The sequence below is a fragment of the Staphylococcus sp. HMSC077D08 genome, from assembly GCF_001837945.1.
Classification (GTDB): domain Bacteria; phylum Bacillota; class Bacilli; order Staphylococcales; family Staphylococcaceae; genus Staphylococcus; species Staphylococcus epidermidis.
In genome coordinates this window covers 12,733-26,377 of the sequence record NZ_KV834754.1, presented here as the reverse complement: position 1 = coordinate 26,377, position 13,645 = coordinate 12,733, and the positions used below count along the sequence as shown (strand labels likewise).

10 protein-coding genes are annotated in these 13,645 nt (G+C 31.2%); 7 read left to right on the top strand and 3 right to left on the bottom strand.

Translation table 11 applies throughout. The features are described 5' to 3' along the window. Window positions 1-194 precede the first annotated feature (194 nt). The 4 genes from HMPREF2663_RS02435 to HMPREF2663_RS02420 all read left to right on the top strand — a co-directional run bounded on the left by HMPREF2663_RS02435 (window position 195) and on the right by HMPREF2663_RS02420 (window position 5,566). Complete coding sequence (locus tag HMPREF2663_RS02435; protein ID WP_070845708.1) at window positions 195-1,685, top strand: glycosyltransferase; 1,491 nt, start codon at window positions 195-197, stop codon at window positions 1,683-1,685. Window positions 1,686-1,970: 285 nt separating this feature from the next. Then, window positions 1,971-2,363, top strand: coding sequence for a (deoxy)nucleoside triphosphate pyrophosphohydrolase (locus HMPREF2663_RS02430; RefSeq protein ID WP_002495954.1), 393 nt, complete (start codon window positions 1,971-1,973; stop codon window positions 2,361-2,363). 1 nt (window position 2,364) lies between these two features. Continuing rightward, complete coding sequence (locus tag HMPREF2663_RS02425) at window positions 2,365-5,223, top strand: DUF3427 domain-containing protein (RefSeq protein ID WP_002495953.1); 2,859 nt, start codon at window positions 2,365-2,367, stop codon at window positions 5,221-5,223. Between the two features lie 151 nt (window positions 5,224-5,374). Beyond that, window positions 5,375-5,566 (top strand): hypothetical protein, encoded by a 192-nt coding sequence (locus HMPREF2663_RS02420; protein WP_001831457.1) that lies wholly within the window; start codon window positions 5,375-5,377, stop codon window positions 5,564-5,566. 281 nt (window positions 5,567-5,847) lie between these two features. On the opposite strand, the gene HMPREF2663_RS02415 is transcribed toward HMPREF2663_RS02420, so the two are convergent. Continuing rightward, window positions 5,848-6,147 carry a DUF1413 domain-containing protein gene (locus HMPREF2663_RS02415; RefSeq protein ID WP_070845706.1) on the bottom strand — a complete coding sequence of 100 codons (300 nt, stop codon included), beginning with the start codon at window positions 6,145-6,147 and terminating at the stop codon, window positions 5,848-5,850. Window positions 6,148-6,359: 212 nt separating this feature from the next. Between HMPREF2663_RS02415 and HMPREF2663_RS02410 the strand changes: the two genes are divergently transcribed. Beyond that, window positions 6,360-7,052 carry an SDR family oxidoreductase gene (locus HMPREF2663_RS02410; RefSeq protein WP_002475828.1) on the top strand — a complete coding sequence of 231 codons (693 nt, stop codon included), beginning with the start codon at window positions 6,360-6,362 and terminating at the stop codon, window positions 7,050-7,052. A gap of 88 nt (window positions 7,053-7,140) precedes the next feature. Next, window positions 7,141-8,397 (top strand): acetylornithine deacetylase, encoded by a 1,257-nt coding sequence (locus HMPREF2663_RS02405; protein ID WP_002447145.1) that lies wholly within the window; start codon window positions 7,141-7,143, stop codon window positions 8,395-8,397. Window positions 8,398-8,563: 166 nt separating this feature from the next. Here the strand turns inward: HMPREF2663_RS02405 and HMPREF2663_RS02400 are convergent, their stop codons facing one another. Together HMPREF2663_RS02400 and ppx are read right to left on the bottom strand one after the other, a co-directional pair. Next, complete coding sequence (locus tag HMPREF2663_RS02400) at window positions 8,564-10,729, bottom strand: RNA degradosome polyphosphate kinase (RefSeq protein WP_070593093.1); 2,166 nt, start codon at window positions 10,727-10,729, stop codon at window positions 8,564-8,566. Window positions 10,730-10,791: 62 nt separating this feature from the next. Beyond that, complete coding sequence (ppx, locus tag HMPREF2663_RS02395; RefSeq protein WP_002475834.1) at window positions 10,792-12,324, bottom strand: exopolyphosphatase; 1,533 nt, start codon at window positions 12,322-12,324, stop codon at window positions 10,792-10,794. A gap of 318 nt (window positions 12,325-12,642) precedes the next feature. Between ppx and HMPREF2663_RS02390 the strand changes: the two genes are divergently transcribed. Beyond that, the gene (locus HMPREF2663_RS02390; RefSeq protein WP_002447148.1) at window positions 12,643-13,461 is read left to right on the top strand and encodes an SDR family oxidoreductase; all 819 of its coding nucleotides are present in this window, start codon (window positions 12,643-12,645) and stop codon (window positions 13,459-13,461) included. The last annotated feature ends 184 nt before the right edge of the window (window positions 13,462-13,645 follow it).

The window sequence follows — 13,645 nt, the reverse complement described above, 5'->3', positions numbered from 1 at the left end:
AATTAAAATATACATTATACTATATTTTTAGTTTACGTTTATTTTCGAAAACATAAAAAGTTCTTAGCTTATTTTAAAACAACATATAAAATACTTCTTAAATCACATTATAAAATTTCTAGCTTCAAAATGCATCAATATTTTTATAATTAACTATAAAATAGCATACATCTTAAAAGGTGAGGATTAAAACAATGATATATACGGTAACAAGCACATTACCCCTAGTGCACGGAGGAAGAACTAAATCATTATTAACAAGAATTCGATTTCTTGATAAAGAAATGGGCATTCACAATAAAATATTAACAACGAATTATAACGCTAATTATAATGAAGTTTATCAAAAGTTCGAAGAGAATCAACTCATAACGAAAAATACGCAAATCGAAAATATATATGATTGGTTATCTGATTTCAAATTACTTTCAATACCTAAAACAAGATTTAAGAAAAAAACTCTTTACTCTGAAAAAGATAGAGACATAGAAGGTTTAACTTCTAAAGTATTCAATGATGGCAATGTGATGAGATATTATGATCAAGAAACTTATGTTTTATATCGAAAATTTTATGAAGATACAAATATCATAGAATTTGAAGACGTGATGTCACCAATTTCTAAGAAAAAAATTGAACGTAGAGAATATAATCACTTCGGTCAATTGCATAGAAAGATTTACTTCTCAAGTCGCACATATCACAAAATTTTGGAAGAATATTTTGACACAGAGGGAAGTATTTACTGTAAAAAATTTTTCAATTCTCAAAAGGCAAATGAATTAGATTTCATTCAAATTTTTAAAAATCAACGTATCATGAAGGCTTTTAAAAACGAAAAAGATCTCTTTAAATATTATTTCGAACATCGCTTTAAGCAAAATGATATTGTTTTTAATGATGCTAGACTTCTAGATAAACCACTTTTAAATAACTGTATGAACACAAAAAATGTGCTTGTATTTCATAATAGCCACATCGATGGAGATCATATTAAATCTTCATACAAAATTGCACTGGAAAATTCTGATAAAGTAGCTCAATACCTCTTGCTCACACATATGCAAAAAGACGATATTCAACATGCATATGGTATCAGCGATGAAAAAATATCGATTGTACCTCACTTTATTAAAAGCTATGGACAACAAGATACTCAAGACAAAGAGGATAGATTTGTATTTATTGGTAGACTAGGCAAACAAAAACAAGTGGACCATTTAATCAAATCTTATAATCAATTCTTAAAATATGGACATCAAACGAAATTAGCGATTTATGGTGCAGATGAACAAAATCAAAAACAAGTCATACTAGATTTAGTTAAAGAATATCAAATTGAAGATAAAGTTGATTTAAATGATTTTACCAAGCATCCACTTGAAGAATTCAAAAAATCTAAAGCCTCACTATTAACCAGTGAATACGAAGGTTTTGGTTTAACCGTTATGGAAAGTATTGAAGTAGGTTGCCCAGTCATTGCTTATGACGTAAGATACGGTCCTGGTGAAATCATAGAGCACGGTGAAAATGGTTATCTTGTTGAGCCAGATAACATTGAAGCATTCGCAGCCTATATGGATAAAATAATTAAAAATCCACTAACAAAAGTTGAAACAAAAAATGCACTCAAGTATGAACAAGCAAAGAATAACTATCAGAAGTTGTTTGAGAGAGTAAAGTAATTATATATAAATTGAAAATTTTAGGTATTCATTAGGTATTCAGATGGTTGAGATGATCTGAATACCTTTTTTTATGCATAAATAAAATACGTTTAATAACAATGAATTATCTATATAAATCATATTTTTAACTCATCTAATATATTAAGTATGTAAACCACGACTTGTTTAAAAAATAAATTTTATATACATAAACAGAGCATTTTTCGCAGTTGTTTGGATGTATAAACACATATACATTTGTTAAAATTAAAATAAATTTATTAAGGTGTGAAGGTGATGAAATTGAAAAAGGAAATTAATGTAGTAGGTGCTATTATATACTCTGATAACAAAATATTATGTGCGCAAAGAAGCGAAAATATGAGTTTACCCTTAAAATGGGAGTTCCCAGGTGGGAAAATAGAAAATGGGGAAACCGAAAAAGATGCATTAATAAGAGAAATTAAAGAAGAAATGAAATGTGATTTAATTGTTGGTGATAAGGTAACAACCACAACTTATGAGTATGACTTTGGAATAGTTAACTTAACAACCTACAAGTGTAAACTTAACAATAAAAAACCAACTTTAACTGAGCATAAGGAAATAAAATGGGTAGGAAAAAATGAATTAGATAAATTAGAATGGGCTCCAGCAGACGTACCTGCTGTAAGACGTATAATAGAGGAGAATTAGATTGAGTAATTTGATACAAGATATTAAGCAATCTTTATATAAAGGGTTTATAGATAAAGATAGTTCCCATAAAGGTAATTTTGTTCCAAGATTACTAGTAAATAACAAAGAGGAAAATGTTCTTTCTACTATTATAGATCAGCTGCACAATTGCCAATCTTTTTGTATTTCGGTTGCATTTATAACAGAAAGTGGTTTGGCAAGTCTAAAATCACATTTTTATGATTTAAGTAAGAAAGGCGTAAAAGGAAGGATAATAACATCAAATTACTTAGGTTTTAATAGTCCGAAAATGTTTGAGGAATTATTAAAAATAGAGAATGTAGAGGTTAAATTAACAAACATTGAGGGGTTCCATGCTAAGGGATACATATTTGAACATCATAATCATACTTCCTTTATTATAGGGAGTTCGAATTTAACTTCTAATGCATTGAAATTGAATTATGAACATAATTTATTTTTATCAACTCATAAAAATGGAGATCTTGTTAACAATATTAAATATAAGTTTGATGAACTTTGGGATTCTAGCTTTTCTTTAACTGATGAATGGATAAAGGAATATAAACAGTCTTTTGAATATCAATCATTGCAAAAAGTATTTGATAACACTGCCGTTCAAAATTCAGATATTAAAAAGTTTAATGAATCAAAACTTATAAAACCCAATTTAATGCAAGAACACGCATTAAAGTCATTAGAGTCTTTGAGAAATGTGGGAGAAGAAAAGGGGTTAATTATTTCTGCGACAGGAACTGGAAAAACTATTTTATGCGCACTTGATGTAAGGGCTTATTCTCCAGATAAATTTCTATTTATTGTTCATAATGAAGGTATATTAAATAGAGCTATAGAAGAATTTAAGAAAGTTTTTCCATATGAGGATGAAAGTAATTTTGGATTATTAACGGGAAAGCGAAAAGATCATGATGCTAAATTCCTTTTTGCAACAATTCAAACACTTTCTAAAAAGGAAAATTATAAATTGTTTAACTCTAATCATTTTGACTATATCGTTTTTGACGAGGCGCATCGAACTGCTGCATCTAGTTATCAGAAAATATTTAATTATTTTAAACCTAACTTTTTGCTAGGAATGACTGCAACACCAGAAAGAACTGATGAATTAAATATTTTTGAATTGTTTAATTATAATATTGCTTATGAAATTCGTTTACAAGAGGCTTTAGAGAGTAATATTTTATGTCCTTTTCATTATTTTGGAGTTACAGATTATATTCAAAATGAAATGAGTCAAGAAGATGCATTTAATCTAAAATATTTAGCATCTAATGAGCGTGTTGAACATATCATAAAAAAGACTAATTATTATGGTTATTCAGGTGACGCTTTAAAGGGTTTAATATTTGTTAGTAGTAGGGAGGAGGCGTATCAATTAGCAAACCAATTAAGTAAACGTGGTATATCATCAGTTGGTTTGACAGGAAAAGATTCTATAGCTTATAGAACTGAAACAATTCAACAACTAAAAGAAGGATCTATTAATTATATAATTACTGTTGATTTGTTTAACGAAGGAATTGATATTCCAGAAATTAATCAAGTTGTAATGTTAAGACCTACTAAATCCAGTATTATATTTATTCAACAGCTTGGTAGAGGATTAAGAAAAAGTAATAATAAAGAATTCGTTACTGTTATTGATTTTATTGGGAATTATAAAACTAACTATATGATCCCAATAGCCTTATCTGGAAATAAATCTCAAAATAAGGATAATTACAGAAAATTCTTAACAGATACTACGGTTTTAAACGGTGTTTCAACAATAAATTTTGAAGAAGTAGCTAAAAATAAAATCTATAATTCACTAGATTCTGTTAAATTAAATCAACCAAAACTAATTAAAGAAGCTTTTAACAATTTAAAAGACCGTATAGGTAAATTACCTTTACTTATGGACTTTATAAATAACGATTCGATTGATCCAAGTGTGATTTTCTCACGTTTTAAAAATTATTATGAGTTTTTAATAAAAAATAAAATTATTGAGAATGAATTAAGTATTAATGAATTTAAAAATTTAACATTTTTATCAAGACAATTAGCACCTGGACTTAAAAAAGTAGATATTGATGTATTGAAAGAAGTTATACAAAATGACGTAACTTATGAAAACTTAACAAAAAAAATGTTAAACATTAATAACGATATTTCTGAATATGATATTAACACTTCATTAAGTATTTTAGATTTTACTTTTTTCAAAAAGACTATAGGTAAAACTTATGGATTGCCTTTAATACAATATAAGGATAATCTTATTTGTCTAGGAAATGAATTTAAAGAGGCTTTAAATAAATCACTATTTAACACATTTGTTCATGATTTAATTGATCTTGCTAATTATAATAATGACAAATACCAAAATAAGAAAAACAGTTTAATTCTATATAACAAATATTCTAGGGAAGATTTTGTTAAGTTATTAAACTGGGATAAAGATGAATCAGGAACTATTAATGGTTATCGTATGAAACATCGTACACTTCCTTTATTTATCACTTATGATAAACATGAGAATATCAGCGATAATACTAAGTATGACGATGAATTTTTGAGCCAAGACGAATTAAAATGGTACACGCGGTCTAATCGTAAATTAACTTCACCAGAAGTACAAAATATTTTAAAGCATGAAGAAAATAATACAGATATGTATATATTTGTGAAAAAAAGAGATGATGAAGGGAAATATTTCTACTATTTAGGTAAAGCCAAATATATTAATGGAACTGAGAAGCAAGATTATATGCCTAATGGAAATAGCGTGGTTACTATGCATTTATCAATGAATACGTCCATTCGAGATGATATTTATAGATATATCACTTAATTACTTATACTAAAATTATTATTTCTGAATTTTGATTATTAGTAAAAATTAGTGATACTTTTGTGAAATGTATCACAAAATGCTTTTAATTTACATAAAATGATGTAGTATATGAAGTGTAAGGAAAGAGTAAATTATTGAGGTGATGACTATGAGAAATGCTATAGAAGAATTGATCTTCTCCGATGTAAGTAGTTATGACATCTATGTAAACACAGGCGTTAACCAAGGGTTGGTTGGAGACATCAAGGATGGTTATTTGACGATTGATTCTATCCCGTATATTGATGCTGAAAGATTATACTATTATAGTTTAGAGCGCAAAGCCCTCGTTACAAGTTGATTTTTGACGAACTCCCACAATGTTGAACTCGCTTGCTCTCAAAGAGTAATTGAGGGCAAAATTGACACTCTATATACCCCTAAAATCTAAATTAATATGTTAGGAGACCGTAACTTACTACCCCTGTGAGTTATGGTCTTCATTTTTGATTTGTGATTAAACGATGACTTTCATTTTTTTAATGTGTCATATTCTCTCACACGAAATATCCTATGATCACATCGAATCTTTCATTTCCCAACATATTTTAATCATCACAATGCAAACTGTCTTGATAATTATTAAACGTTTCGACCTCTAGGATTTCTAGAATGTTCAGCCTGTTTAAAGTTCTTTTTTACGGAATTGTAAGCATAAACAATATTAAATAACTTATTTTTAGCATCGTTTTCACTTGAAAATGATATACGTATATCGTCTCGCTTGTTCACTTCGCATCTAAATGCTTTTTCTTGTTCCTGACGTTCAGCTAGCGATAATGCGCACCATTCTTCCTCTGAAAATAATTCTTCAAAACGAAATTCAAAAGCAGTACGATGATTATTTTCGCTTAGTTTTAATACCCGTTCATAAAACGACATTACTGTTCCTCCTAAAACTTGACTTTTATTTTTTAGTTACTATGTTTACTTTATAATGAAAATGACTAAATATAAAATGATTTTTATAATTAAATATATGTTTGATTCGTTTTGTTTAAAGTTGATCTATAAATCACATTAATGTCCTATTCTCTAACAAAACGTTATGATAAAGATATTCAAAATAATACTATGATAAGGAGTAGTGATGTATGACAAAGTTAAAAGAGAAAGTTGCAGTCGTTACAGGTGCGAGTAGCGGTATAGGAGAGGCGATTGCCAAAAAGTTAAGTCAACAAGGTGCATCAATAGTTCTGGTTGGTCGTAACGAACAACGCTTAAACGAAATAGCCCAGCAATTAAATACCCCAGCTAAAGTTGTTTCAGCGGATGTCACTGTAAAATCGAACATAGATGATATGTTAAAAGCTGTAATAGACCATTTTGGTCATATCGATATTGTTGTGAATAGCGCAGGTCAAAGTTTATCATCTAAAATTACAGACTATAATGTTGAGCAGTGGGATACTATGATAGATGTAAATATTAAAGGTACACTCCATGTTTTACAAGCAACATTGCCTTATTTGTTAAAACAATCTAGTGGGCATATCATCAATCTTGCATCGGTATCAGGATTTGAACCAACAAAGACGAATGCCGTTTATGGTGCGACAAAAGCAGCAATACATGCAATCACACAGTCTCTTGAAAAAGAATTAGCACGTACAGGTGTTAAAGTGACTAGTATTTCACCAGGAATGGTTGATACCCCAATGACGGAAGGTACTGATTTTGGAGAACGCAAAAAACTTGAAGCACAGAACATTGCTGATGCTGTAGTATATGCTTTAACACAACCTAGTCACGTTAATGTTAATGAAGTAACGATAAGACCTGTTTAAATGGTGACATTTCTTTATTTAAAATAGCATTTTCGTTTCATGTTACACTTAAATTGTTACGTTTGAATTCAACCACTTTATACAAAGGATGGGATATCAATTGGATAAACGTCAATTTGAAATTTTAGATATGCTAGTTAAATTTAATACTGAAAGTCCACCTGGACGTAATACAGATCCATTGCAAGATGAAATTGAAACGTTACTTAAACAACTGGATTTTTCAATACAAAGAGAACAGTTATATGACAATGATAGTGTGATAGTAGCAACCTTAAAAGGACACAATCCTCAAGCGCCAAAACTGATATTGAATGGGCATGTTGATGTAGCTTCTGTAGATGACGATCAATATTGGCAGTATCCACCTTTTAAACTTACCAACAAAGATGAATGGTTATACGGTCGTGGTGTTAGCGATATGAAAGGTGGTATGTCTTCGTTATTCTACGTCTTGGAGCAATTACATCAAGAAGGACTACGCCCTGAAGGGGATATTATTGTTCAATCAGTAGTCGGTGAAGAAGTAGGTGAAGCAGGGACTAAACGTGCGTGTGAAATAGGACCTAAAGGTGACTTAGCTCTTGTCTTAGATACGAGTGAGAATCAAGCACTTGGGCAAGGTGGCGTGATTACTGGATGGATTACAGTTAAAAGTAAGAATACAATACATGATGGTGCGCGTAGTCAAACGATACATGCCGGTGGGGGCTTGTTTGGTGCAAGTGCCATTGAAAAAATGACAAAGGTGATTCAATCGCTTAATGAACTTGAAAGACATTGGGCTGTCATGAAGAAGAGTCCTGGAATGCCGCCAGGTGCGAATACAATTAACCCAGCTGTCATAGAAGGTGGACGTCATCCTGCATTTATTGCAGATGAATGTCGATTATGGATTACTGTTCATTACTTACCGAACGAAAGTTATGAATCTGTAGTTGATGAAATAGAGAAATATTTAAATAAGGTTGCAGAAGCAGATGTATGGCTCAGAGAGAATCCACTTGAATTTGAATGGGGTGGTACATCCATGATTGAGGATAAAGGAGAAATCTTCCCAAGTTTCACTGTGCCGACACATCATCCAGGTTTTAAGCAATTAGAAAAAGCACATGAATATATTCATAATAAAAAGCTTGAACATGGTATGAGTACAACTGTAACTGATGGAGGTTGGACAGCACATTTTGGCATTCCCACAATACTATATGGCCCAGGTAGTTTAGAAGAAGCACATAGCGTAGATGAGAAAATAAAAGCAAGGGAATTAGCACAATATAGTGATGTTTTATATACATTTTTAAAAGAGTGGTATGCACACCCACAATCCTATAAATCATCATAGATAAAAAAGAGGTACAAGAACGACTTTTATACTCTCAAAATGTTGAGTTAAAGTGATGTGTTCTGTACCTCTTAATTATTATAAAGAATAACAAGTTGAATAGTTATAAAAAGATATTTATTATTTTCGTGTTCATTTCATATAAAATACAATTGTCAAGGTGAGTTTATCTTTTAAATGTGTTTTTTAATTTTCGCATCCAACTACCACCACGTCTAGAATGAACGGGTTGTCCTGAAGGTTGTACCGATTGTTTTTTTAGTTCTTCTCCATACTTAATTGCTTCTTGCATCAAGTAAGATTGAGAGTTTAAAGGTGATGAATTGTTTTCGACGTAATGATAAACGCCCTGTGCATCTTGGTAACGACCTTTTTGGTTGTCAGATAATTGTAAATTCATATAGTTAACTAATCGTTGTCCTATTGATTTATCTTCAACAGGGAATAATATTTCGACACGTTTAATCATATTACGTGTCATAACGTCAGCTGAAGATAAATAAATATGCGCCTCGCCATTATTATGGAAGTAATAAATACGTGAATGTTCAAGCAAACGACCCACAATACTAACAACCTCTATATTTTCGCTAATACCTGGAATGCCTGGTTTAAGACAACAGATACCACGAATGATGAGTTGTATTTTAACACCAGCTTGGGATGCTTCGAAGAGCTTTTCGATAATCGTTTTATCGGTTAAAGAGTTCATTTTCATCATAATTTTACCATTACCATGTTGTAAATGACTACGTATCTCTTTATCGATACGATCAATGAAGACGTCTCGAATATCGTATGGTGCTACAATCAATTTATTGTATTCTGGTTTTGTTGAGTAACCACTCAAGTAATTAAAGAAGTTAATTGCATCCTCAGCAATATCTTTATTTGTCGTGATGATACCCATATCTGTGTATAATTTAGCAGTTTTATCGTTATAGTTACCTGTACCCAAATGAACAAATGACGTCAGTTCATTATTGATGCGTTTAACGACTAAAGCAATTTTACTATGCGTTTTTAAATGTGTCATACCATAAATAACGTGACAGCCAGCATCTTCAAGCATACGTGCCCAATGTACGTTATTTTCTTCATCAAAGCGTGCTTTTAATTCTACGAGCACCGTTACTTGCTTGCCGTTTTCAGCAGCTTCTTTTAAGCTGTTAATAATCGGCGAATCCTTACTCACTCGATACAAGGTTTGTTTGATAGCGATTGTATTTGGATCATCTGCTGCTTGTCGAATAAAGTCAACTATTGGTTCAAAAGATTCATACGGATGGTGGAAGAATATATCTCTTTCTAATGATAATTGATAGATATTCTTGTTACCTAATGATCTAGGTGGTTGAGGGGTATATTTATCATACGTTAAATACTTGAGTTTATGAGATAGATGATCAACCAATCCAAATAAGAATGTTAAATCCAGTGGCCCATCCAAATAATAAATATCATTATCTTCAATTTCTAATTGATTGATTAACCATTCTACATTCTCTTTTTCAGAAGTGCGACAATCTAATTCTAAACGTACAGCGGAACCACTCTTACGTTCTTTTAAGAAACGTTCAATTTCTATAAGCAAATCCTCAGCACCATCTTCATGAATGGTTAAATCTGCATTACGTGTTATTCGGAAAGTAAAAGTATTTAGTACTTCGTATCCTGTAAATAGATAATTGATGAAATACGTAATCACATCTTCGACCATGACAACGTATTGTTTTGTACCCTCATTTAAAGTTAAAAAGCGTGGAATTAATGAAGGAATTTGAACGATAGCTGAATTAATGGCATCTTCCGTATCGATATCAACAAAAATATTTAAACTTTTATTATTTAACTTTGGAAATGGATGATACGCATCAATACCTAATGGAGTCAGTGTCGGCAAGACACTTAACTTGAACTCTTGTTCTAATTTTTCTATCAATGCATCTGATAAGTCTTCAGGTTTTACCATCTCAATATCGTAATTGGCTAATTCTTTAATTAATTCGTTATAACGTTGATATTGAGTGTTCACATAGTCTGTATTTTTAATTTTAATAGCATCAAGTTGTTCTTGAGGCGTCATTTGTGCTTTATTTTCAGGTTTGTCATATCCCATTTTGACTTGGTCTTTTAACCCAGCCACTCGAACCATAAAGAATTCATCTAAATTTGAACTAAAGATAGAAATAAAATTAAGTTTTTCAAGCAACGGATTATTTTTATCATATGATTCTTGTAATACTCTGTAGTTAAAATCTAGCCAACTTAACTCCCTATTGTTGTAATACTGCGGTAAATTAATATCTTTTTCTCCCAATCGAGTTTGCATACTATACATACACCTCATTAATTAATCTTTATTATGCACCAATCTAAAATATCATAATAATTTTAAGATTTTGTAAATATAATAGAAACCTTACCTTTTAAAATTTTCTCAATATGCTTTTTCTGACGATTTGCTTGGTATTCTTCTGCAATAGGTGATCCTTTGTAATAAACTATTAAATCGTATTTGTCATCTTTCTTTGCTTTTAGTTTAACTTCCTCTACAAAACTAGTATGTGAGATATTCAAGGTGTTTGCAAATTTAATAATCCCCCCTAAAGCTTGTATTGTATCTATTTCTTTATTACTAAACCACTGTGTTTCTTTGCAATAAAATTTAAGTAAAGATTTGTTTTTAAAACTAGCTAACAAAGCTAATTTCACACGATCTTTATGTGAAAAGCCGTTAATCATTGAATTTGCGATTAAGTAATACGTATGTGGTGAACTTGAGTCTGAATCAATGAAACTACCTAGGTAATAGATGTAGGCACCTTCAATAAATAATTCTTTTTCTATTTCCGAAATATTAAGTGATCGTTCACTTATAATTTGATTCAATAAGGATTCAGCTAATTTCACACGACGATTAGCACTCGTTTCTTCAATATGATATTCGTTCGCTAAATGACGCAATGCATCTTTACGTACATGACTTTTATTAAACTCATCAGGATATCGTTTGCTGATGTGGTTCATAATAAACCCTTCACGAATCCCTTTTCTTGAGAAGGTGAATTGTGTGGCGTCAATTTTTTTGAAAAGCGTTTTAAAGACGGAGATAGCCGGCAGAATAATATCGACGCGGTCGCGACTTAAACCGTCTAGATTTGTTAGTTCATCGCGAGAACTTTTACGGATTAAATCATAAACATTGTTAATATCTTTCGAAGTCATCGTATAGTTATGAACGCCACCGATAGGGTATGCATGTGCTGATTGATGAATGCGTGCAACATTACGTGCAGAACCACCTACTCCTACAAGCGCAATATGTTGATTGGATAGCCAGTCTAGCTGACTAAATTGCTCACGTAAAAACTGTTCCATATTTTTAATGGCTGTTTTGTCATTATGTTCTTTATCACCAAAAAACTGACGCTTAAGTGATACCACGCCGAATGGAAAGCTGTGAGACTCTTTAAGTTGCTTATCTTTGAAAAGGGTAACTTCGGTAGAACCGCCACCGATATCGACAGAAATTCCATTTTCAATATCGGTAGTATGTGTAATCGCATAGTAACCGTAAAATGCTTCATCTTCTTCAGGTACAATTTGAATTTCGATATGAATATCTTGTTTAATTTCTTTAATGATAGCTTCACGATTTTTAGATTGACGAATAGCAGCTGTTGCGATGGGATATAATGCATCAACGTTAAATTTATCTGCAACTTTTCTAAAACTGCTTAATGTCTCTTTTAAAACATGAATACCTTCATCATTCATTTCATTGGACTTTGTGAGATATTGACTTAATCGTGCAGGTGTTTTTATATTCAGTATTTCATTGAGTCCAGTTTTTTTATTGTAGCCAAATATAACAAGTCGAATCGTGTTGGAACCAATGTCTATCAAACCAATTCTTTCTTCCATGTGTGCCTCCTATTATTCAAACAATGCGTTTAAAATAATCCCTATTTAATTTTATTGTACATGATATAGATAAATTGAAAAGAACTTACAGTTAATTTTTCTGAAATATTTAAGATGATTGATTAGTAATTATAATTTTTAAAAATATAATTTTAGTAAAAAGAAAAGTACATAAGTGTATAACTTAACTCAGCTATTTATTTTTTTCGTGTGTCTTATTTTTATCACTGTTTAAGTTGATTCACATCGTGGAAAAATTAAACTAACATGATACTTAATTGTATTAAGTATGTACAAGTGATAGGAGAGTGACTTTGGATGGAACGTTTAGAAAACAAAATCGCAGTGATTACTGGTGCGAGTACTGGTATTGGGAAAGCATCAGCCGTGGCTTTAGCAAAAGAAGGCGCACATGTGTTAGCGCTTGATATATCAGATCAATTAGAAGAAACTGTACAGTCTATTAATGATAATGGTGGGAAAGCAACTGCATATCGCGTAGATATTTCAGATGATAAACAAGTCAAACAATTCTCAGAAAAAATAGCACAAGACTTTGGACATGTAGATGTTATTTTTAATAATGCGGGTGTAGATAATGGCGCCGGACGTATTCATGAGTATCCAGTTGAAGTGTTTGATAAAATTATGGCTGTTGATATGAGAGGAACGTTTTTAGTAACTAAATTTTTATTACCTTTAATGATGAAACAAGGTGGTTCTATTATTAATACAGCTTCATTCTCTGGACAAGCTGCCGATTTATACCGTTCAGGGTATAATGCTGCAAAGGGTGGTGTCATTAATTTCACAAAATCTATCGCTATAGAATATGGACGTGAAAATATTCGTGCTAATGCCATAGCACCTGGAACAATCGAAACACCACTTGTTGATAATTTAGCAGGTACATCAGATGAAGAGGCCGGACAAACATTCCGAGAAAATCAAAAATGGGTAACACCATTAGGTCGACTAGGAACACCGGATGAAGTCGGGAAACTTGTAGCATTTTTAGCTTCTGATGATAGTTCATTTATAACTGGTGAAACTATTCGTATCGATGGTGGCGTGATGGCTTATACATGGCCTGGAGAAATGTTAAGTGATGAAAGTTGGAAAAACTCTACTAAATAAAATTATTGAAAATAAAGCATGCCTAAGACATCATTTCTTGTCTCAGGCATGTTTTAATATATTGTCGGGTAATCACAGAAATAAATTTTATTTTTATTAAAGCATTTTAACAAATTTAATTTTTGTTATTGAGATGTGGCAGTAAATTCTAATATGAATGTTAACTTAATTCATTTGTGCTCTG